This is a genomic window from Halomonas sp. MCCC 1A11062 (assembly GCF_021404355.1).
GTDB classification, from domain to species: domain Bacteria; phylum Pseudomonadota; class Gammaproteobacteria; order Pseudomonadales; family Halomonadaceae; genus Halomonas; species Halomonas aerodenitrificans.
In genome coordinates, this window is the sequence record NZ_JABFTW010000004.1 from 110216 (window position 1) to 131718 (window position 21503).

Sequence of the window (21503 nt, forward strand, 5' to 3'; positions counted from 1 at the left end):
CGGTGCAACTCTCTGTCGGAAGTGGATGTGTAAGGGGCCGGGCCGTTCAGGGAGCGTCGCCCGGCGGTGTCAGATCAGGTCGTGCTGCTTGAGCTTCTTGCGCAGGGTGCCGCGGTTGAGGCCGAGCATTTCGGCGGCGCGGGTCTGGTTGCCCTGGGTGTATTCCAGCACGCTGGCCAGCAGCGGCGCCTCGACCTCGGCCATGACCATGGCGTAGAGGTCGGTCACGGTACCGCCGTCCAGGTGGTCGAAGTAGCGTCGCATGGCGGCGTCAACGGCTTCGCGCAGGGGCTGTTCGCCCAGCGTACTGGGCGGCGTGGTGAGGCTGCCGAGCTCGGGCAGGCCGGTCAAGGCGCTAGCCTCCAGGCCTGGCAGATTGGCATTGGGGTCGAAAACTTCACGGTTCATGCGGCACTGATTCCATTCGTTGCCCACGAAAGGCCGGTTGCGCCCTCGAGGGAAAACAGATCGTCGATGAAGTCATACTGTTCGTTCGGCTGCTCCAGGGCATTGAAGGCTGCCCGCAGCTCGCGCTGCCGGTCGCTGTCGAAGCGGCGGTCGGCAGCGAGATACCAACCCAGGTGCTTGCGTGCAATGCGCACCCCCATGTAGTGGCCGTAGAAGTCGTGCAGGGCACGGACATGGCCCAGCAGGGCATCGGCGCGCTCGTTCATGTCGGGAGGCGGGCAAGTGCGCCCGTAGCGCAGGTAATGGTCGATCTCGCGAAAAATCCAGGGGTTGCCCTGGGCGCCGCGGCCGATCATCACCGCATCCGCACCAGTATAGTCCAGAACTTCGGCCGCCTTGCGTGGAGAGTCGATATCGCCGTTGGCGAAGACCGGGATGCTCACCGCCTGCTTGATGGCGGCGATGGTGTCGTATTCCGCTTCACCCTGGTAGCGCTGCTGACGATGACGGCCATGTACCGCCAGCGCCTGAATACCGGCGCTTTCGGCCAGCCGTGCCACGCGCACGCCGTTGTTGCTGTCGGCGCACCAGCCGGTGCGGATCTTGAGCGTCACCGGCACCTCGACCGCGGCAACCACGGCGTCGAGGATCTCCGCCACCAGCGCTTCGTCGCGCAGCAGGGCCGAGCCGGCGGCCTTGTTGCAGACCTTCTTCGCCGGACAGCCCATGTTGATGTCAATGATCTCGGCGCCCTGTGCGGCGTTCAGTCGCGCGGCCTCGGCCAGCATGGCGGCGTCGCCGCCAGCGATCTGCACCGCACGCGGCCCCGGCTCGCCCGTATGGTCCATACGCTGGCGCGACTTGCGCGTATTCCACAGTGCCGGGTCGGAGGTGACCATCTCGCCCACCACCAGTCCGGCCCCCAGACGGCGGCAGAGCTGGCGGAAAGGGCGGTCGGTGACGCCGGCCATGGGGGCCAGGATGACCCGGTTGGGCAGGCGGTGGCGACCGATCTGTGGCAGTGGGCGACTATCGGGCATGGGGCGGCTCAGTGAACCAGGGGCTGCATATGATACGCCCCCGAAGGGGCAGGGTGAAGGTCACGATGGTGGCCAAGTGAGGTTGGCGGTCAACGGGCTCAAGCCGGACGTCGACCGCTGAGGCGCACCCAGCCCTCGCGAACCTGCGGCTCATCCATCACCAACCCCTGCTCGCGATAGGCGTCGAGCACCTCATCGGCCTGGCCTGCGAGAATCCCCGACAGCGCCAGACGACCGCCGGGCGCGACGTGCCCGGCGATGGTCGGCGCCAGCTCCACCAGCGGGCCGGCCAGGATGTTGGCCACCACCAGTGGGAAGCGGCGTTTGACGTCGAGCTGCTCGGGATAGCAGAGCGTCAGCTCGTGCTCGGCAACGTCGTTGCGTATGGCATTGTCGCGGCTGGCCTGCAGCGCCTGGGGGTCGATGTCGGTGCCGGTGGCCATTGCCGCTCCGAGCTTGAGCGCGGCGATGGCGAGGATACCGGAGCCGCAGCCCACGTCGAGCAGCTCGATGCCGTCGAGGCCGCCTTCCAGCGCCAGCGCATCGAGCCACTCGAGGCACAGGGCCGTGGTGGGGTGGGTGCCGGTGCCGAAGGCCAGGCCGGGGTCCAGGTGCAGGTTGACGGCATCGAGGTCGGGAGGCTCGTGCCAGCTGGGCACGATCCACAGCCGCTGGCCCATGCGCAGCGGTTTGAAGTCCTCCATCCACTCGCGCTCCCAGTCGCGGTCGGCGAGCAGCTCGTGCTCGATGACCGGACAGGGCTCGTCGGGCACGCTCTCGGCCCAGGCGGCGGCCAGGCGCTCGAGCATGGCCTCGAGGCCTTCGAGATCGTCGTAGAGCCCCGTCAGCACCGTTTCGTTCCACAGCGGCGTGGTGCCGCGCTCGGGCTCGAATACCGGGTCGTCGTGGGCATCCTGCAGCGTGATGGCGGTGGCACCTTCGGCCAGCAGAAGCTCTTCGAGCAGCTCGGCCTGCTCCGGGGCGACATAGGCCTTGAGTTGCAGCCAGGGCATGGCATTCTCCGTGCTTAACGCAGACGGGGTGGCCTTGGCCACCCCGCCGGGAGCGATGTTCGGACCGGGAAGCGAACTTCCTAGGAGCCGAGCTTCTTCTCCAGGTAGTGAATGTTGACGCCGCCCTGCTGGAAATGGCCGTCGCGGACCAGGTCCTTGTGCAGGTCGGTGTTGGTCTTGATGCCTTCCACCAGCAGCTCGTCGAGGCCATTGCGCATGCGCGTCAGTGCGATCTCGCGGCTGTCGCCCCAGGTGATCAGCTTGCCGATCAGCGAGTCGTAGTGGGGCGGCACGGTATAGCCGGTGTAGAGATGCGAATCCATGCGAATGCCCAGGCCGCCCGGCGGGTGGTAGAGCGTGACCTTGCCGGGAGAGGGCATGAAAGTGCGCGAATCCTCGGCGTTGATGCGGCATTCGAAGGCATGGCCGTTAATCTTGACGTCCTCCTGTCGGATCGACAGCGGCAAGCCCGAGGCGATGCGCAGTTGCTCACGCACGATGTCCACGCCGGTCACCATCTCGGTGACGGGGTGCTCCACCTGCACGCGGGTGTTCATCTCGATGAAGAAGAACTGGCCGTCCTCATAGAGGAACTCGAAGGTGCCGGCGCCGCGGTAGTTGATCTCGAGGCAGGCCTGGCGGCACGCTTCGAGCACCTCGGCGCGGGCCTTCGGGTCGATGCCCGGTGCTGGCGCTTCTTCCAGCACCTTCTGGTGGCGGCGCTGCAGCGAGCAGTCGCGGTCATACAGGTGGATGGCATTGCCCTGGCCGTCGGCCAGCACCTGAACCTCGACGTGGCGCGGGCGCTCGAGGAACTTCTCCATATAGACCGTGCCGTCGCCGAAGGCCGCGTGGGCCTCGGTGCGCGTTACGGTGATCGCCGAGAGCAGGTGCCCCTCGGTGTGCACCACGCGCATGCCGCGTCCGCCACCGCCGGCGGCGGCCTTGATGATTACCGGATAGCCGATGCGCCGGGCGATGGCCATGTTGTCGCCTTCGTCGTCACCCAGCGGCCCGTCGGAGCCGGGTACGGTCGGCACGCCAGCCTTCTTCATGGCCTCGATGGCGCTGACCTTGTCGCCCATCAGGCGGATGGTCTCGGCACGCGGGCCGATGAAGACGAAGCCGGAGCGCTCCACCTGCTCGGCAAAGTTGGCGTTCTCGGAGAGAAAGCCGTAGCCGGGGTGGATGGCGCTGGAATCAGTGACTTCCGCGGCGCTGATCAGCGCCGGAATGTTCAGATAGGATTGTGCCGAGGGGGCCGGGCCGATGCATACGGCCTCGTCGGCCAGGCGAACGTGCATCAGCTCGCGGTCGGCCTTGGAGTGTACCGCGACGGTCTTGATGCCCAGCTCCTTGCAGGCACGCAGAATTCGCAGGGCGATCTCGCCGCGGTTGGCGATGAGAACCTTGTCCAGCATAGGGAGTCCGCCAGTGTCGGTGAAAGATCAGGAAATGACGAGCATCGGCTGGTCGAACTCGACCGGCTCGCCGTCCTCGACCAGGATGGCCTCGATGACGCCGTCACGATCGGCCTCGATCTGGTTCATCATCTTCATAGCTTCGACGATGCACACGGTCTCGCCCTTACGCACGCTCTGGCCGATCTCGACGAACGGCTTGGAGCCAGGCGCCGGGCTGCGATAGAAGGTACCGACCATGGGCGAGGTCAGCGCATGACCCTGGTAGGCGGCCGCAGGTGCTTCTTCGGCAGGGCCGGAAGCGGAAGCGGGTGCCGGCTGGCTGGGCATGGCCTGAGCGGGCGCATACTGGGGCATGGGAGGCTGGGGCCAGCTCACCCCGTTGGGGTGGCGGCTGATACGCACCGACTCTTCGCCTTCCTGAATCTCGATTTCGCTGATGTTGGATTCTTCGAGCAGCTCGATCAGCTTCTTGACCTTACGGATATCCATGTTAAGTCTCGACCGGTGGGTAAATGGCGCTGGCAGGGCGCTGTTAACCCCAGCCAACTTTCGATAGATCGCGACAAGATGGTGAACATTGCCGACGCTATCGGCCTCAAAGAGCGTTGTTGGCGGAGTGTGCCTAAAATCCGCGGGGATGTCCAGCCGGTCGAACGGCGTTCGGTTACGTCATGAGGAGTCAGGATGCTTCAGGAACGGAAGCCTGGCCTTCGAGCCAGTCGAGCAGGCCCTGCAGGTGGCTGGCGAGTTCGCCCGCCCGCACCTCACCTTGGATGCGCGCCTCGCGAACCTCTTCTTCCCCGCTGAAGAATAGCAGGCTCGGCGGGCCGAACAGGCCGAAGTGGTCGAGAAGTTCACGGGTTGCACTATCCGTGCGGGTGACGTCGACGTAGATATGGGCGAACTGCGCCAAGGGCTCGGCGACCCGCGGGTCGGGATAGACCTGGCGTTCCATCTGCTTGCAGGAGATGCACCAGTCGGCGGTGAAGTGGACGAAGGCCGGCTGGCCCTGGGTTGAGCGCGCGCGTAGCTCACTGCGCAGCCCTTCGAGATCCGCCACGGTAGTGACCGGGGGCGCTTCGACGGTACCCGAGCCGTTGGGCAGGGCGGCCAGCGGACGCAGCGGGTCGCTGCCACCCATGGCAGCACCGAACACCAGGGCGATGCCCCAGGCCAGCAACAGCAGGCCGCCGGCCTGGCGTACTCGCGGCCAGCCCTGAGCCTGATTGAGCGAGAGGGCGCCAAGTGCCAGGGCGCTGCCAATGGCCAGGGCTGCCCACAGCAGGAGGCTGACGGAAGCAGGAAGCAGCCGCTCGATCAACCACACGGCGACGCCCAGCAGCAGAATGCCGAAGGCGATCTTGACGCCGTTCATCCAGGCGCCGCTGCGCGGCAGTGCCGTGGCGCCGAAGGTGCCGACCAGCAGCAGCGGCACGCCCATGCCGAGGCCGAGCGCCAGCAGGGCGGCGCCTCCCATCATGGCATCGCCGGTGGAGGAGATGAACACCAGAGCGCCGGCCAGCGGTGCCGAGACGCAGGGCGAGACCACCAGCACCGACAGCGAACCAGCACCGGCCAGACCCAGGGGGCCGCTGCGCTGGGCGCGAGCCTGCCAGGCGTCGACGCGTCCCGCCAGGCGTGGCGACAGGCGCAGGTCGAAGGTACCGAACATGGCGAGTGCGAAGAGCGTGAAGAGCAGAGCGAAGACGATCAGCACCGGGGCCGACTGCAGATGCGCCTGCAGGTTGAGACCGGCGCCGAACAGGCCCATCAGCACGCCGACTAGGGCGTAGGTCAGCGACATGCCGGCCACATAGCTGGCGGAAAGGGCGAAGGCGCGTGGCCGTGTCGGGTTCTGTCCGACGATGATCGACGACAGGATCGGCACCATCGGCAGCACGCAGGGGGTGAAGGTCAGGCCCAGCCCGGCGAGGAAGAACAGGCCGAGGACCATGGGCAGGCTGGCCTCGCCGATCAGGCTGCTGAAACGACCGTCCTGGCTTTGCAGAGCGGGCGAAGTGGTAGCAGCCGTGGCGATGGCACTTCCGCCCGAGCCGTCGCCGTTACCGTCACGCCAGCCGACGAAGGCGGCCGGCATGGCGCTGGCGGGCGCCTGGAGTTCGACCCGCTCCGGCGGGTAGCACAGCCCTGCATCGGCGCAGCCCTGAAAGCGTACCGTGATGTCCAGCGGGCCTTCGGCGCTTCCTTGCAGCGGCGCTTCGAAGACCACGCGGTCGTAGAAGACGTAGACGTCGCCGAGAAACTCGTCGCTCTTGAACTCGCCTGCGGGGATCTCCGGCTCGCCGATCTCGAAGGCATCGTCGCGACTCTCGACGCCGAGCTGGTGGCGGTAGAGGTAGTAGCCCTCGGCATTCTCGAAGCCGATATAGAGGGTTTCGCCGTCGTGCCAGGCGCTGGGCTGAAAGGCCTCCATCACCGGCAGGAAGTCGCTCTGGTTGCCGGAAGACGACGAGAACCACTGGGCCTGGGCGACCAGCGGCACCCACAGCAGCAGGGTGCAGATCAGGCGTATGGCGAGATGGCGGTGAGTCAACGCAGAGGTTCCTTATCGAAACGTAGCCGGGTGTTACAAGGACCCGGGCGCGTTACGCCGAGTTCCCGGCGAGCTGATGGCTTCCTTAGAATACCTCAGTCGCCGGCGGGGTTAGAACCTTACGCCTGCGCTCCGATGTCGCAGGAAAACGAACGGGCCGCCCCAATAGGGCGGCCCGTGCGGCAGAGCTGGCTAGGTTCAGGCTTTTTCGTAGGCGGCCACGGCCTTCTCGATGGCCTTGCGGGCGGCATCGGCGCCTTCCCACGACTCCACCTTCACCCACTTGCCTTTCTCGAGATCCTTGTAGTTCTCGAAGAAGTGGGCGATCTGCTGGCGCAGCAGTTCCGGCAGGTCGGCGACTTCCTGAACGTCATCGTACAGGGTGGACAGCTTGGCGTGGGGTACGCACACCAGTTTGGCGTCCTCGCCGGCTTCGTCGGTCATGTTGAGGATGCCGACCGGACGGGCACGGATGATGCTGCCGGCCTGGACCGGGTAGGGAGTGACCACCAGGGCGTCCAGCGGGTCGCCGTCGTCGGCCAGGGTGTGAGGGATGAAGCCGTAGTTGGCCGGGTAGAACATCGGGGTGGCCATGAAGCGATCCACCAGCAGGGCGCCCATCTCCTTGTCGATCTCGTACTTGATCGGAGCGTGGTTGGCAGGGATCTCTATGGCGACATAGACGTCATTGGGGAGGTCCTTGCCGGCGGGAATGTGGTCGAAGTTCATCGTCGCTTCCTTCGTTGGCGAAAAGTTGAGGCCGCAAAATGCGCAGAATTATACGGAGCTGCTGTGAGGATTACCAATGCGACATAGGTGAGAGCCGGCCCGGTTTGGGCTTTGGTTGACAGGTTGTGTCGGCCACAAGCGTGTATGATGGCCGACGTCGGGCGGTTCGGCCAGTCATGTGGAGCGAGCGGTGATCAGCGACGATATCTCTAATGAGCGTGTATTGTCGGCCAATCGGCTGGCGCTGAGCGTCGGGCAGGCCTTCGTGGCCCCCGACCGGCGGCGTCACCGCAGCTCCATGTCGGTGCGCATTCCCGACCAGGCAGGGCAGTTTGCCGCCAAGGGGGCGTGTGCCGTGATCAGCGACACCAGCTCGCGCAACGGCATTGCCAAACAGGCCGGCGATCTCAGCGTGCGCGGCTTTCTGGCAGACTACTTCTCCACCCCGGACCACTGGGACGTCAAGACCTCGGCCACCCGCGTACTGCGGGCGCTCAATGGCTGGTGCTACAGCCAGAGCACCTTCGTTCAGGACGGCAGCTACGTGGCCTCGCTGTCGGCCATGGTCTACCGCGGGCGCGACGCCCATCTGTTCCACATGGGCGATACGCTGATCTTCCGCCTGCGCGGCGCCGAGTTCGAGCAGCTCTCGCGGGACCACATCACCGATCTGGGCGGTTATCGCTATCCGTCGCGCGCGCTCGGGCTCGACGGCAGCATCGATATCGACTACATGCAGCTGCCGCTGAAGCAGGGCGATATCTTCCTTTTCACCACCCAGGCGGTGCGCGGCACCCTGATGCCTTCCGACTACGTGGGGTTGATTCGCCAGGACGCCAGCGACCTCGATGCCGCCTGCGAGCGGTTGGCAGCGGCGGCCCGTGACCGAGCCCAGGAGCGCGGTTACGGCGCCGACCAGTTCTGCTTCCAACTGGTGCGCATCGATCAGCTGCCCGAGGCGGAGCGCGATCACCCCAGCCGTATCTACGGCGACCTGCCGATTCCCCCCGAGCTTGCTCCGGGCGAACGTATCGACGGCCTGGAAGTGCAGGAGGTGCTCTCGCGTACCGCGCAGTCGCGGGTCTACCGGGTGCGCGATACACGTACCGAGCGCGAAATGGTGATGAAGGCGCCCAGCCCCGAGCTCTCCAATCGCAATGCCTACCTGGAGCACTTCCTGCTGCAGCAGTGGGTGGTTGAGCGCGTCAAGTCGCCGTTCGTGGCGCGGGTCATGGAGTCCTCGCGGCCGCGTCGCCATCTCTATTACCTGATGGCCTACGTAGAGGGCATGACGCTCAGCGAATGGGCTCGGCGCCACCCCCAGGCCAGCCTGGCCCAGCGTCTCGACATAGCCGTGCAGTTGGGCAAGGCGATCCAGGCGCTGCATCATCGCGAGGTGCTGCATCAGCGCATCCATCCCGACAACGTGCTGATCGATACCCACGGTCAGGCGGTGCTGATGGATTTCAGCGCCTGCCACATGCGTGGCCTGGACGGACACCGGCGCTCCCGCGAGCTGGCTCGCCAGACCGGCCTGTCCGAGCACAGTGCGCCGGAGTATGCGCTGGACGACGGCGTCGGGCGGCGCAGCGATCAGTACTCGTTGGCTTCGACGATCTACTGGCTGCTGACCGGAGAGCTGCCCTATACCCTGACGCCGGACCGGCTGCGCAGCCATACCGACCTCGAACAGCTCGACTATCGCAGCGCCAGACTGTTCAACCCGGAAGTGACGCCTCAGCTCGACGACACGCTGCGTCGGGCGCTGGATCCGCAGCGCTCGCTGCGCTTCAGACGTCTCTCCGAGCTGCTCTATGCACTGCGCCATCATGACGGGCGGGCCAAGCCCAGGCGCCGCGACCCGCGCCGTTTCCTGCGTGACCCGGCCAGTTTCTGGCAGGGGGTGGCGGGCATTCTGCTGTTGCTGCTGGTGCTCTCCTGGCTGCTGAAGTGAGTTTGGCCACAACGCAAGAGCCCTGGCGATTGCCAGGGCTCTTTGCGGGGGTGGGGCGCTTTCTCAGAGCTTGAATTCGGGTAGCTTGCGCTCCACCTTGGCCAACTGGAGCTTGGCCACCTTGGGCAGGCCGTTCTCGAAGGGCGGGTAGTCCTCGCCCTGGATCAGCGGGGCCAGATAGCGGCGACACGCCTCGGTGATGCCGAAGCCATCCTCACGAATGTACTCGCGCGGCATGAACTTCTCGCGGTTGGCCACCTCGGCCAGCGGTGCAGACTCGATGCGCCACTCGTAGGGGGAGTCGCTGACGCGCTTGATCGCCGGCATCATGGCGTTCTTGCCGGCAACGGCGAGCTCCACCGCCTGCTGGCCTACCGCATAGGCCTGCTCCACGTCGGTACGTGAGGCCAGGTGGCGTGCCGCCCGCTGCAGGTAGTCGGCCACTGCCCAGTGATACTTGTAGCCGAGGTCCTGCTTGACCATGCCGGCCAGCGTGGGGGCCACGCCGCCCAACTGGCGGTGGCCGAAGGCGTCGGTGTTGCCGGAGTCGGCGAGGAAGGTGCCATCCTCGTAGCGGGCACCTTCGGAGACCACGATCACGCAGTAGCCGTACTTCTCTACGCACGCTTCGACGCGAGCCATCACCTTGCTGCGTTCGAACGGCACTTCGGGGAAGATCACCAGATGCGGCGGCTGGCCTTCACCCTCGCCGGCCAGCGCGCCGGCGGCGGCGATCCAGCCGGCATGGCGGCCCATGACCTCGAGCACGAAGACCTTGGTCGAGGTGGCGCACATGGAGGCGATGTCCAACGAGGCTTCCAGGGTGGAGGTGGCGATGTACTTGGCCACGCTGCCGAAGCCCGGCGAGTTGTCGGTGATCGGCAGGTCGTTGTCCACTGTCTTGGGCACGTGGATGGCGGTCAGCGGGTAGCCCATCTTCTCGGACAGTTGCGAGACCTTGAGACAGGTGTCGGCGCTGTCGCCGCCGCCGTTGTAGAAGAAGTAGCGGATGTCGTGGGCCTTGAACACCTCGATCAGGCGTTCGTACTGGGCGCGATGGCTCTCGATGTCCTTGAGCTTGTAGCGGCAGGAGCCGAAGGCGCCGCCGGGGGTGTGGCGCAGGGCGGCGATGGCCTCGTCCGACTCCTGGCTGACGTCGATCAGATCCTCGGTCAGGGCACCGATGATACCGTTGTGCCCGGCATAGACCTTGCCGATGCGGTCGGAGTGCAGGCGGCAGGCTTCGATCACGCCGCAGGCGCTGGCGTTGATCACGGCGGTGACACCGCCAGACTGGGCATAGAAGGCGTTATGCTGGGCCATGGGGCTTATGGGCTCCTGGGAAAAGTCCGTTTCATGCTTGACGACAAGGCGAAGTATTTTAGACGAAAGGCGGCGAGCCTGCACGCTGCTGGAGAGGCGGCAGCGCACCGTGCTAGTCTGCCGGTTCTTCCTGGCAGGCGGCGCCTGCCTGCGTTATGCGGTGATTAAGGTCGGACTCCATGCACGTTCATATTCTCGGTATCTGCGGCACCTTCATGGGCAGCCTGGCGCTGCTGGCACGGGATCTCGGCCATACCGTCACCGGTTCGGACAGCGGCGTCTATCCGCCGATGAGTACCCAACTGGTCGAGGCCGGCATCGAACTGCGCGAGGGTTATGCCGCGAGCAACCTGGAACCACGGCCGGATCTGGTGGTGGTGGGCAATGCCCTCTCGCGGGGCAACCCCGAAGTGGAGGCGCTGCTCGATCTCGGCCTGCCTTACACCTCAGGCCCTCAGTGGCTGGCCGAACAGGTGCTGCCGGGACGACAGGTCATCGCCGTGGCCGGTACCCACGGCAAGACCACCACGGCAAGCCTGACCGCCTGGCTGTTGGAGTCCGCCGGTCTCGAACCGGGTTTTCTGATCGGTGGTGTGCCGCGCAATTTCGGTGTGTCGGCACGGCTGGGTGCCCCGGGTGCCCCCTTCGTGGTCGAGGCCGACGAATACGACACCGCCTTCTTCGACAAGCGCTCCAAGTTCGTGCACTACCGGCCCGAGATCGCGATTCTGGGCAATCTCGAGTTCGATCATGCGGATATCTTTGCCGACCTTGCCGCTATCGAGCGTCAATTCCATTACCTCGTCCGCACCGTGCCGGGGCGTGGCCGGCTGCTGGTGGCCGATGGCGAGCCGGCCCTCGACCGCGTGCTGGAGATGGGCAGCTGGACCCCGGTGGAGCGCTTCGGTAGCGACGCCGCGAGCCCCTGGCGCCTGGAGCTGGAGCGGGACGATGCCTCGCGCTTCCGCGTGGTGCACCAGCAGGGCGAGGTTAACGAGGACGCCGTGGTCGATTGGGCGCTGACCGGCACCCACAATGCGCGCAATGCGCTGGCCGCGCTGGCCGCGGCGCACGCTTGCGGCGTCGACCTGGCACGCGGCTGTGCCGCCGCCGCTCGTTTCGAGACCCCGCGGCGGCGTCAGGAAGTGCGCGGCGAGGTGGCCGGCATTCAGGTCATCGACGATTTCGCCCATCATCCCACTGCCTTCGCCGCCACCCTCGAAGGGCTGCGCGCCGCCACGCCCCGCGGTCGCCTGCTGGCGGTGATCGAACCGCGCTCCAACACCATGCGTCTGGGGACGTTGCGTGAACGCCTGGCGGCAAGTACGGCCGCGGCCGATCTGGCATTCTGGTATCAGCCGCCGGGGTTGGACTGGTCGCTCGACCCGGTGCTCGAGGCCAGCCCAATACCGGCCCGCCTGGAGCAGGACATCGATACCCTGGTGGCGGCGCTGGTGGCCGAGGCGCGGCCGCTGGACCGTATCGTGGTGATGTCCAACGGCGCCTTCGGCGGCATTCACGCCAAGTTGCTGGCGGCGCTGGTGGTGGCGCATGAATGAACCCGTTTTTCATCCGCCCGTCACGGTGGCCCTCACCGGGGCGTCGGGCGCCCAGTATGGCCTGCGCCTGATCGAGGCGCTGGTGGCCGCCGGCCACGAAGTGTGGGTGATGGTCTCCAAGGCGGCACATCTCGTCATCGAGACCGAAACCGATACCAGCCTGCCGGCACGCCCTGAGCGCCTGGCCCAGGCGCTGCGCGAGCGCAGCGGGGCGGCAGAGGGTCAGATTCGCTGTTTCGGGCGCGAAGACTGGATGGCGCCGGTGGCTTCCGGCTCGGGGGCGCCCTCGGCCATGGTGATCTGTCCCTGCAGTACCGGCACGCTGTCGGCGGTGGCCACGGGGGCCAGCAACAACCTGATCGAGCGTGCCGCCGACGTGGCGCTGAAGGAGCGTCGCCAGCTGATCCTGGTGCCGCGGGAAACGCCGCTCTCGGCCATTCACCTCGAACACATGCTGAACCTTACCCGCCTGGGAGCGGTGATCCTGCCCGCGGCGCCCGGTTTCTACCACCGGCCCACCACGGTGGACGATCTGGTCGATTTCATCGTGGCGCGCATTCTCAACCAGCTCGGCATCGAGCATCGTCTCATGCCGCGCTGGGGCGAATGAGCGCGCCGGACATTTCCTTGTCATCCTGACCTGCCAGACTGCCTGCCCAAGGACGAGGCCAAACCGCATGATCAAACTCTCATTGCTTTCGGTCTTCGTGCCGACCTTTCTGTTCGTCTCGCTGACACCCGGTATGTGCATGACCCTGTCGATGGTGCTGGGCATGACCCAGGGCGTGAAGCGCACGCTGTGGATGATGGCCGGTGAGCTGGTCGGCGTGGGGCTGGTGGCGTTGGCGGCCGGGGCCGGTGTGGCGGCCTTGATGCTGCGCCAGCCGGAGCTGTTCGCCCTGTTCAAGTGGGTGGGGGGCGTCTATCTCGGCTATCTGGGGGTGATGATGTGGCGCTCCCGTGGGCGTATGGCGATCCCGCTGGAGAACGTCGAACTGCCGCGAGCCTCGCGGGGCCAGCTGGCGCTGCAGGGCTTCGTCACCGCGGTGGCCAATCCCAAGGGCTGGGCCTTCTTCGTCGCGCTGCTGCCGCCGTTTCTCGATGCCTCGCGGTCGCTTGGCGGTCAACTGGCCGTCTTGATCGCGATTATTCTGCTCATCGAATTTCTCTGCCTGCTGCTCTATGCCGCCGGTGGCAAGGGGCTGCGTCGGGTGCTCGGCGAGAGCGGCAACGTGCGCCTGCTCAACCGCATTGCCGGCACGCTGATGGTCGGTGTGGGAGTCTGGCTGGCTCTGGGCTGAGCATCGGCGTAAGCCAGTTCGCATCATACCGGCGGCAACAAGACGACCCGGGTCGCGACGAGAATCAGCGAGGCCACGGTGAGGGCCAGCCAGGGACAGGGTGCGAGCGAGGCGTGGGGTTTGCGCTGCCAGGCCAGTCGTACCAGGGCGCACACCACCAGCCCCAGCAGACCGCCGCCGATGAGGTCCGACAGCCAGTGCACGCCGATCACCAGGCGTGACAGCGCCATGGGCAATGCCAGGGCGATGGCCGTCCAGTAGACCCAGAAGCGGCGTTGCGAAGGCAGCTCCTGGGCGATGAAGGCGGCGGCCAGACCGTACAGCACCACGGCGGATGAGGCATGCGCGCTGGGATAGGCCAGCGAGCCGGTGAGGTAGTCCGGCGTGTCCGGGCGTGGCCGACCGATCAGCGCCTTGCCCAGGGTATTGAACAGGGCAATGGCGCCGAGCCCGGCGCCGATGTGGGCGAAAGCGGAAAAATGGCGACGCAGCAGCAGCCAGACGCCCCAGGGCAGTACCAGCGCCAGGATGCCGTACATGTCACCGATACGCGCCAGCAGTTGGCCGGCCTCGGGCAGCATCGGCACTATCAGGGTATCGAAGAAGGCATGCACCTGCAGGTCGACGGCAAAGGGGCCGCGCTGGCGGATGACGGCGATGGTCAGCCCGGACAGCCCGCCCAGCGAGAATACCAGCAGCAGCCAGCTGGCCAGTGGCACCTCGCCGCGGCGCCAGCTGCGCTTGAGCCATGCCCGGCGCAGCAAGGGACGGCGCCGGGCGCCATGGGCCAGCAGGCGGTAGACGCGACCGGAGCGGCTGACCTGATGACGCAGCCACGAGAAGGCCACCGTCAGCACCACGATGATGATCGCCAGAACGATCAGTAGCGCTTCCAGCCCTGCCGGAAGCGTGAGCAACTGCTGCCAGGTCTGCCCCAGCAGGTAACCGGGCAGCACGTAGGCCGGTGCCCACAGCGCCGCCGAGGCAAGGTTGGCCCAGAGAAAGGCCCGCGGCGACATGTGCAGCATGCCGGCGATCAGCGGAATCACCGGGCGCACCGGGCCCACGAAGCGACCAAAGAAGACCGACAGGCTGCCGTAGCGCTGGAAGAAGCGAGCGCCGCGTGCCAGCCACTCGGGATGACGCGACAGCGGCCACAGTCGGGTGACTCGCTCGCGTTGGCTGTAGCCCAGGGCGAAGCTGATGCCGTCGCCGAGGACGGCGCCGATGAAGGCGGCCAGCAACAGAGAGGCCAAGGCCATGTCCTGGTGGCCGGCCAGGGATGCCGCTGCGGTGATCAACACCACGCCGGGCAACAGCAAGCCGACCAGGGCAAGAGACTCGAGCAGGGTGATGGCGCCCACGATGAACAGCAGCATTTCGGGGGAGGGGGCAAGCTGTTGCAGGGTCTCTGTCAGGCTCAAACAACACTCCTTGTGGGTATGTCATGGCGCAGAGCGCCTTCAATTCAAGTCTCGCTGAGCTTGCGTGTCAGCTCCAGCAGGCGCTGTTCGAAACGCGGCCAGCTCTCGCCGGGCAGCCGCTGGCAGTGTGCGATGGGTGCTCGCAAGGTACCGGTATCCACCAGCACCGTCGACTCGAGCGCCTGTTCGATGCGCTGCTGTACCATCTGTGCGCCGCTCTGGCTGGTATCGGGCAGCACCAGCCAGAAGGTGGCGGTGCCTTGCCGGCCCAGGAAGTCGTGGCGCCGCGAGCAGCGATGTACGGCTAGGCACAGCGCGTCGAGCAGGGCCTGACGTGCCCGGCTGCCGAACTGTTCGCCGGCCATTTCCAACTGGGGCAAGTGCAGTACCAGGACGGCCAGGGGCTGTCCGAGGAACTGTGTGCGCTGATACTCACTGCCGAGCAGTTCATGCATGGCCTCGCATGCCAGGGCATTGCAATGGCGGTCGCGAGGGTTGGTGGCTTCCAGCAGGGCTTGCTGGCGGCGTTGCTCCCAAGGTACCAGGGCGACGACCAGGGTCATGGCCACATAGCCGAGAGCGAAATGCAGATCCAGCGCGGTATCGCTCAAGAACAGCCAGACGGGGGCCAGGAACAGGTTCAGCAGCATGGCGGAAGCCAGCGGCAGCAGCAGGACCGTGAGCAGCGGCGCAAGGCCGATCCACATGATGCCCGCCTCTTCCAGCCAGGGCAGCTCCAGGGCCAGCATCGAATAGCCGACGAGCAGCGCCAGATAGGCCGGCAGACGTGCCTGGTTGGGGCGGGCCACGTGCAGCAGGCAGGCGACCAGCATGACCAGCGCCAGGGCTGCCGGCAGCAGGATGCGGCTATAGTCGCCCATCAGATAGCGCCAGGCGGCATAACACCCCAGCAAGAGCGTGGAGAAGGCATACGCCACGATGAGTCGTCCCGCGACGTTGCGGCTATCGTCATCCATTCGGACGCTCCGTAGGGGGCTGGGGCTGGGGCTGGGGCTGGTGATGCGCGAAGTGTCGCGTCAGGTCGTCGAGGGTCGAAACCTGGTCCAGCGCTACGAAGCGTACCTCGGCATTGGGACGCAGCCCCTTGAGCAACGCCTGACGGCGGGCCTTGGCCTGGCCGTCATTGCGACTGAGCAGCAGCGTCGCCAAGGTGCGATGGTCGAGTCGATAGCAGTTCTCGAAATCGTGGGTCAGGCGACACAGTTCCTGGGCCATGGGCCAGAACTTGCCGCGTGGCATGCGCAGCAGCATCAGCTCTCCGTGCACGCCTTCCCGGCGGCAGCGGGCGCGCTCACGGCGCAGGTCGGCGGAGAGCTGCTGACTGCTCCAGAGCGGCAGGCCCGGCACCAGACGCATGCGCTGACGTGCACCGGCGCGTGACGGTAGCAAGTAGCGGTTGCGGGCCAGTCCAAGCAGCATCAGCGGCAGCAGCACCAGGCCGGAGAACAGCGTCTGCTCGATGCCCAGCAGGTCTGCCAGGCGCCACCAGGTGAGCCCGGCCAGGCCGCAGCTCAGCGCCAGGACCCAGCCGGGCTGGGGTAGCATCAGCAAAGCAGGCCACACCCATAGCCACAGGGCATGGCGCTCCGGTTCCACGAGCAGCAGGCCGGCCAGCAGCAGGCTGGGCAGTAGCTGCCAGGGGACGGTGGGGGGGCGCCGGTAGCTGAGTTCGAGCAGGCTGGCCGTCACCATCAGCCAGACGCTGGCCAATACCAGCAGCAGAGCGCTGGAGAGCGGTTCGGCGAGGTAAGCCAGCAGGATCAGTAGCAGCGCCGCGGCCCACAGGTTCAGGCGCATCAGCCCGACTTTGTACTTGCTCTGCATGGTGCCTTACTATGGGGTTCAACTTGGTATCGCGCCAGTATAACGTTCGCAGCGCCGTGTGGCGCTCTGCCAGGAGAACTTCGTTCCGCATGACCGCTCACGCCTCTCAAACCGAAACCAGCGTCAACCAGATCGACGATGTCGTTGCCTACATGGCTGGCCTCGGCCAGGCGGCACGCGTTGCCGCCACTCAGATGCGTCGCGCCGTGACCGGCGACAAGAACCGGGCCCTGCTGGCCATGGCCGAGCATCTGCAGCGTCGCCGCAGTGAGATACTCGAGGCCAACGCTGCCGATCTGGCCCGCGGCCGCGCGAGCGGCCTCGAGGCGGCCCTGCTGGATCGTCTGGCGCTCAACGATGCGCGTATCGATGCCATGATCGAAGGCCTCGAACAAGTGGCGGCACTGCCCGACCCCGTAGGCGAGATCGAGGGGCTGCGCTACCGGCCCAGCGGTATTCAGGTGGGCCAGATGCGGGTGCCGCTCGGGGTGATCGGCATCATCTACGAGTCGCGGCCCAACGTGACCATGGAAGCCGCCAGCCTATGCCTGAAATCGGGCAACGCCAGCATCCTGCGCGGCGGCTCCGAGGCGCGCGACTCCAACGCCGCCATCGCCGCCTGCATTCGTGACGGGCTGCGCGATGCCGGACTGCCGGAGACGGCGGTGCAGGTGGTAGCCACCACCGACCGTGCAGCGGTGGGGCAGCTGATCGCCATGCCCGAATACGTGGACGTGATCATTCCCCGGGGCGGCAAGTCGCTCATCGAACGTATTTCGCGCGAGGCGCGGGTGCCGGTGATCAAGCACCTGGACGGCGTATGCCACGTCTATATCGATGCCACGGCGGATCCCGAAAAGGCGCTGGCGATCGCCGTCAATGCCAAGACGCATCGCTACGGCACCTGCAACACCATGGAGACTCTGCTCGTCGATGCGCCGGTTGCCGAGGCGCTGCTGCCGCGCCTGGCGCAAGCCTATGCCGCGCACGGGGTCGAGCTGCGTGGCTGTGAGCGCAGTCGGGCCATTCTCGATGACATCGCTGCCGCAAGCGAAGAAGACTGGTACGCCGAATATCTGGCCCCGGTGCTGGCGGTGCGGGTGGTCGATGGCATGGAGGCTGCCATCGAGCACATCGAGCGCTATGGATCGCACCACACCGACGCCATCGTGACGGAAGACTACGGGCTGGCGCGCCGCTTCATGGCCGAGGTCGATTCGAGCTCGGTGATGGTCAATGCCTCGACCCGCTTTGCAGATGGCTTCGAGTATGGCCTGGGCGCGGAGATCGGCATCTCCACCGACAAGCTCCATGCGCGCGGCCCGGTCGGGCTCGAGGGTCTGACCACGCGCAAGTACGTGGTGCTGGGCGACGGTCAGGTACGGCAGTGACGGCGCAGAGCGGCGCCTTGCCTTCGCAGCAGGCCGTGAAGTCTCTCGAGCCGCCGCGCGTGGCCATGTTCGGCGGCACTTTCGATCCCGTTCATCTGGGCCACCTGCGCAGCGCCGTGGAACTGCACGAGGCACTGGCGCTCGACCGGGTGCACATGGTGCCGGCGTGCCTGCCTCCGTTGCGCGACAGGCCGCAGGTGTCGCCGCAGGAGCGCTTGGGCCTGCTGAAACTGGGGATAGGCGATACCCCGGGGCTGGTGGCCGATGGGCGTGAGCTCGAGCGCGATGGCCCGTCGTACACCGTCGATACCCTGGCCAGCCTGCGCGACGAGTACGGTCGCGAGGCGCGCCTGATCATGGCTTTGGGCCATGATGCCTTTCTGCGCCTGGCCGACTGGCACGAGCCACAGCGGCTGTTCGAGCTAGCTCACCTGGTGGTCATCGATCGCCCCGACCATGAAGCACCGCTTTCTCCCACGCTGGCCGAACTGATCGCCGGACGTGAGGTCGATAGACCCGAACTTCTCATGCGGCGTGCGGCGGGTGGTTTGCTGCGCCTGGCATTGCCCACGCGCATGGCGCTTTCGGCAACGGCGATACGCCAGCGTCTGGCGGAGGGGCGCAGCGTGCGGTACCTGCTGCCGGAGGCGGTGGAGAGAAGAATCGAGGCCGCCTCGCTGTATCGTCACTCTTGAACGCTGCCAGCAGCTGCCCAAGACGCTACAATGGCGGCGTCCAAGACTTCCCGTTGATGAGGGGCTATGCATAACGAATCGCTCAAGACACTGGTAGTAGATGCACTGGAGGATCTCAAGGCCAAGGACGTCGCCCTGCTCGATGTCTCCCGCCTCACCAGTGTCACCGACCTGATGGTAGTAGCCAGCGGTACCTCCACCCGTCATGTGACGGCGCTGGCCGGCCATGTGGTCGAGCGGGCCAAGGCAAGTGGCATTCAGCCCCTGGGGGTGGAGGGGCAGGCCGGCTCCGACTGGGTGCTGGTCGACCTTGGCGATCTCGTCGTGCATGTCATGCTGCCCGAGACGCGCCAGCTCTATGACCTGGAGCGGCTATGGGCCGACCTGCCGAGCGATGGTGAGCACCGGGAGCAGGGCGGCGCATGAGAATCCGCCTGCTGGCGGTCGGCACCCGCATGCCTGGCTGGGTCAACGAAGGGGTGGAGGAGTACCGCAAGCGTTTGCCGCGCGACTTCGCTCTGGAGATCGAAGAGATCGCTCCCGGTCAGCGTGGCAAGAATGCCGATACGGCCAGGGCCGTGGCGTTGGAAGCCAAGCGCATACGCGAGCGGCTGCAGGGCGATGAATTCGTCGTGGCGCTCGAAGTCGGCGGGCGTGCCTGGAGCACAGAGCGTCTGGCCCAGGAGGCCGAGAGCTGGCGGCTCGAAGGGCGTGAGGTGGTGCTGCTGGTGGGTGGGCCGGATGGCCTGGCCCCTGAGCTCTCCGCGGCCGCCGATCGCCGCTGGTCGCTGTCGGCGCTGACGCTGCCGCATCCACTGGTCAGGGTGATTCTGGCCGAACAGCTCTATCGCGCCTGGACCCTGCTGGTGGGGCATCCCTACCACCGCTGAACGGCGCCTTACCGAAACTGAGTGAGATCTATTGTCGGCATGCGCGACCGCCGTGACACCCTCAAGAATCCCGAGCAGGAGCTGCGCATCTTTCGCGTACGCGCCCTGCTCGCCGTATTGACGATCCTGATCCTGACCGGGTTGCTGTCGGGACGGCTCGTCTATTTGCAAGTGGTCCAGCACGAGGTCTACACGACGCGTTCCGAGAAGAACCGCGTGCGGGTGGAGCCGCTGCCGCCCACCCGCGGCTTGATCTTCGACCGCAACGGCAGGCTGCTGGCCGAGAATCGTCCGACCTACAACCTGACGTTGATACGTGAGAGGGCCGAAAACCTCGATGCCACTCTGGACCGGCTCGAGGAGCTGCTGGAGCTGACGCCGGAAGAGGCGGAAGGATTTCGCATTCGCGCCCGGCAGCCGCAGCGACCGTTCCAGCCCGCGCTGCTGATGAGCGATCTCGACGAGGTCCAGATCGCCCGGCTGGCAGTGAACCGGCACCGCTTGCCCGGGGTCGAGGTGGAAGCCCAACTGCTGCGCTTCTATCCCGATGCGAACATCATGGCCCATGCGATCGGCTATGTCGGTCGCATCAATGCCGAAGAGGTCAAGACGCTCGATCCTGGGCGCTATGCGGGTACTCACTTCATCGGCAAGACCGGTGTGGAGCGCTTTTACGAAGACGTGCTGCACGGACAGGCCGGCCTGCGCCAGGTGGAGACCAATGCGCGTGGCCGTGTGTTGCGTGAACTCGGTCGTACCGATCCCGTGCCGGGCCAGAACCTGACGCTGACCCTCGACCGCGATCTGCAAAATCTCGCTTATGAGCTGCTCGATGGCCGACGCGGTTCCATTGTGGCCATCGTTCCCGCTACCGGGGAGATACTGGCCATGGTGTCGGCGCCCGGCTTCGACAGTAACCAGTTCGTCACCGGTATCGACTTCGCCTCCTATCGGGCGTTGCAGGAGAACATCGATCTGCCGCTGTTCAACCGGGCCATTCGCGGGCAGTATCCACCCGGTTCCACGATCAAGCCTTTCCTTGCCCTGGCGGGCCTGGTGGAGGGGGTGATCACGCCCGATCGTGTCATCAACGACCCCGGCTTCTACCAGTTGCCCAACGACAGCCGGCGCTATCGCAACTGGCTGCGCTGGGGGCACGGACGGGTGGACATGGAGCGTTCCATCGCCGTCTCCAACAACACCTATTACTACTCGCTGGCCCATGAGATGGGCATCGACCGCCTGCATGAGCAGATGAGCGCTTTCGGTTTTGGTCAGCGCGTCGGTCACGATGTGTTCGGCGAGAGCGGGGCGCTGATGCCGTCGCGCGACTGGAAGCGGGCGCGCTTCAATCAGCCCTGGTTTCCCGGCGAGACGCTGTCGGTGGGCATCGGCCAGGGCTACTGGCAGGTCACGCCGCTGCAGCTGGCAACCGCCACGGCGGTGCTCGCCAACCGCGGTCAGTGGGTCAAGCCGCGCCTGGCGAGCCGGATCGGCGACGAGCCGGTGCCCGTGGAGCTACCCGATACGCCCAACGATATCGCGGTGCAGAGTGATGTCTGGTGGGACCGTGTCTTCTCCGGCATGGAGAAAGTGCTGACCGGCAGTGAAGGTACGGCGCGGCGAACCGGCGTGGGCCTGAAGTACCGCATGGCCGGCAAGTCGGGCACCGCGCAGGTGTTCTCGCTGGGCCAGGATCAGCGCTACAACGCCGAGGAGCTGGCCGAGCGGCTGCGCGATCACGCCCTGTTCATGGCCTTTGCCCCCTTGGAGGATCCACAGATCGCCGTTTCGGTGATCGTGGAGAACGCCGGTGGCGGCAGTACCCATGCCGCCCATCTGGCGCGGGCGATGACCGATGCCTGGCTGCTGGAGGAGGAAGAGGCGCCCGATGCAGAGGAGATCCGCGAGGCGATGGAAAACGATGACAGCACCGTGGCGGGGAACTGAGCG

Annotated in this window: 20 protein-coding genes; 9 read left to right on the forward strand and 11 right to left on the reverse strand. The window is 66.2% G+C overall.

The features are described 5' to 3' along the window. Positions 1 to 69: 69 nt before the first annotated feature. The 7 genes from fis to ppa form a co-directional block, all read right to left on the reverse strand. The gene (gene fis / locus HOP58_RS05960) at positions 70 to 408 is read right to left on the reverse strand and encodes a DNA-binding transcriptional regulator Fis (RefSeq protein WP_010629119.1); all 339 of its coding nucleotides are present in this window, start codon (positions 406 to 408) and stop codon (positions 70 to 72) included. After that, positions 405 to 1448 (reverse strand): tRNA dihydrouridine synthase DusB, encoded by a 1044-nt coding sequence (gene dusB / locus HOP58_RS05965; RefSeq protein ID WP_010629118.1) that lies wholly within the window; start codon positions 1446 to 1448, stop codon positions 405 to 407. Before dusB ends, fis begins: the two co-directional genes overlap by 4 nt. Positions 1449 to 1546: 98 nt before the next feature. Next, positions 1547 to 2461: a 50S ribosomal protein L11 methyltransferase gene (gene prmA, locus HOP58_RS05970; RefSeq protein WP_010629117.1), complete on the reverse strand. Its 915-nt coding sequence runs from the start codon at positions 2459 to 2461 to the stop codon at positions 1547 to 1549. Between the two features lie 80 nt (positions 2462 to 2541). Next, entirely contained in the window at positions 2542 to 3882 is a 1341-nt protein-coding gene (gene accC, locus HOP58_RS05975) for an acetyl-CoA carboxylase biotin carboxylase subunit (protein ID WP_010629116.1), read from the reverse strand. Positions 3883 to 3909: 27 nt separating this feature from the next. Then, positions 3910 to 4374 (reverse strand): acetyl-CoA carboxylase biotin carboxyl carrier protein, encoded by a 465-nt coding sequence (accB, locus tag HOP58_RS05980; RefSeq protein WP_010629115.1) that lies wholly within the window; start codon positions 4372 to 4374, stop codon positions 3910 to 3912. 190 nt (positions 4375 to 4564) lie between these two features. Continuing rightward, positions 4565 to 6439 (reverse strand): protein-disulfide reductase DsbD, encoded by a 1875-nt coding sequence (gene dsbD / locus HOP58_RS05985; protein ID WP_234259806.1) that lies wholly within the window; start codon positions 6437 to 6439, stop codon positions 4565 to 4567. 198 nt (positions 6440 to 6637) lie between these two features. After that, positions 6638 to 7168, reverse strand: a complete 531-nt coding sequence (gene ppa / locus HOP58_RS05990) for an inorganic diphosphatase (protein WP_010629112.1) — start codon at positions 7166 to 7168, stop codon at positions 6638 to 6640. A gap of 223 nt (positions 7169 to 7391) precedes the next feature. On the opposite strand from ppa, the gene HOP58_RS05995 reads away from it, so the two are divergent. Further along, entirely contained in the window at positions 7392 to 9122 is a 1731-nt protein-coding gene (locus tag HOP58_RS05995; protein ID WP_234259904.1) for a bifunctional protein-serine/threonine kinase/phosphatase, read from the forward strand. A 63-nt stretch (positions 9123 to 9185) separates the two neighbouring features. On the opposite strand, the gene HOP58_RS06000 is transcribed toward HOP58_RS05995, so the two are convergent. After that, entirely contained in the window at positions 9186 to 10445 is a 1260-nt protein-coding gene (locus HOP58_RS06000) for a 6-phosphofructokinase (protein ID WP_103968194.1), read from the reverse strand. A gap of 179 nt (positions 10446 to 10624) precedes the next feature. Between HOP58_RS06000 and mpl the strand changes: the two genes are divergently transcribed. From mpl to HOP58_RS06015, 3 genes are all read left to right on the forward strand, one after another. After that, positions 10625 to 12004 (forward strand): UDP-N-acetylmuramate:L-alanyl-gamma-D-glutamyl-meso-diaminopimelate ligase, encoded by a 1380-nt coding sequence (mpl, locus tag HOP58_RS06005; protein ID WP_234259807.1) that lies wholly within the window; start codon positions 10625 to 10627, stop codon positions 12002 to 12004. Next, positions 11997 to 12614 (forward strand): flavin prenyltransferase UbiX, encoded by a 618-nt coding sequence (locus tag HOP58_RS06010; RefSeq protein ID WP_103968195.1) that lies wholly within the window; start codon positions 11997 to 11999, stop codon positions 12612 to 12614. The genes mpl and HOP58_RS06010 overlap by 8 nt, the downstream gene beginning before the upstream one ends. Positions 12615 to 12681: 67 nt before the next feature. Continuing rightward, complete coding sequence (locus tag HOP58_RS06015) at positions 12682 to 13305, forward strand: LysE family translocator (protein WP_176342770.1); 624 nt, start codon at positions 12682 to 12684, stop codon at positions 13303 to 13305. A 23-nt stretch (positions 13306 to 13328) separates the two neighbouring features. Here the strand turns inward: HOP58_RS06015 and HOP58_RS06020 are convergent, their stop codons facing one another. Genes HOP58_RS06020 through HOP58_RS06030 form a run of 3 tightly spaced genes read right to left on the reverse strand, consistent with a single transcriptional unit; the run spans position 13329 to position 16574 of the window. Beyond that, positions 13329 to 14729, reverse strand: a complete 1401-nt coding sequence (locus HOP58_RS06020; protein WP_234259808.1) for a bifunctional DedA family/phosphatase PAP2 family protein — start codon at positions 14727 to 14729, stop codon at positions 13329 to 13331. Between the two features lie 44 nt (positions 14730 to 14773). Continuing rightward, complete coding sequence (locus tag HOP58_RS06025; RefSeq protein ID WP_234244635.1) at positions 14774 to 15706, reverse strand: GGDEF domain-containing protein; 933 nt, start codon at positions 15704 to 15706, stop codon at positions 14774 to 14776. After that, complete coding sequence (locus HOP58_RS06030; protein ID WP_234250159.1) at positions 15699 to 16574, reverse strand: hypothetical protein; 876 nt, start codon at positions 16572 to 16574, stop codon at positions 15699 to 15701. Before HOP58_RS06030 ends, HOP58_RS06025 begins: the two co-directional genes overlap by 8 nt. An 89-nt stretch (positions 16575 to 16663) precedes the next feature. Here HOP58_RS06030 and HOP58_RS06035 point away from each other — a divergent pair, with 89 nt between their 5' ends. The 5 genes from HOP58_RS06035 to mrdA all read left to right on the forward strand — a co-directional run bounded on the left by HOP58_RS06035 (position 16664) and on the right by mrdA (position 21500). Continuing rightward, positions 16664 to 17965 carry a glutamate-5-semialdehyde dehydrogenase gene (locus HOP58_RS06035; RefSeq protein ID WP_103968199.1) on the forward strand — a complete coding sequence of 434 codons (1302 nt, stop codon included), beginning with the start codon at positions 16664 to 16666 and terminating at the stop codon, positions 17963 to 17965. 65 nt (positions 17966 to 18030) lie between these two features. Continuing rightward, the gene (nadD, locus tag HOP58_RS06040) at positions 18031 to 18660 is read left to right on the forward strand and encodes a nicotinate-nucleotide adenylyltransferase (protein WP_234259905.1); all 630 of its coding nucleotides are present in this window, start codon (positions 18031 to 18033) and stop codon (positions 18658 to 18660) included. Positions 18661 to 18726: 66 nt separating this feature from the next. Then, positions 18727 to 19086 carry a ribosome silencing factor gene (gene rsfS / locus HOP58_RS06045; RefSeq protein WP_234244633.1) on the forward strand — a complete coding sequence of 120 codons (360 nt, stop codon included), beginning with the start codon at positions 18727 to 18729 and terminating at the stop codon, positions 19084 to 19086. Continuing rightward, positions 19083 to 19550: a 23S rRNA (pseudouridine(1915)-N(3))-methyltransferase RlmH gene (gene rlmH, locus HOP58_RS06050; protein WP_234259809.1), complete on the forward strand. Its 468-nt coding sequence runs from the start codon at positions 19083 to 19085 to the stop codon at positions 19548 to 19550. The genes rsfS and rlmH overlap by 4 nt, the downstream gene beginning before the upstream one ends. Before the next feature lie 39 nt (positions 19551 to 19589). After that, positions 19590 to 21500: a penicillin-binding protein 2 gene (gene mrdA / locus HOP58_RS06055; RefSeq protein ID WP_234259906.1), complete on the forward strand. Its 1911-nt coding sequence runs from the start codon at positions 19590 to 19592 to the stop codon at positions 21498 to 21500. The last annotated feature ends 3 nt before the right edge of the window (positions 21501 to 21503 follow it).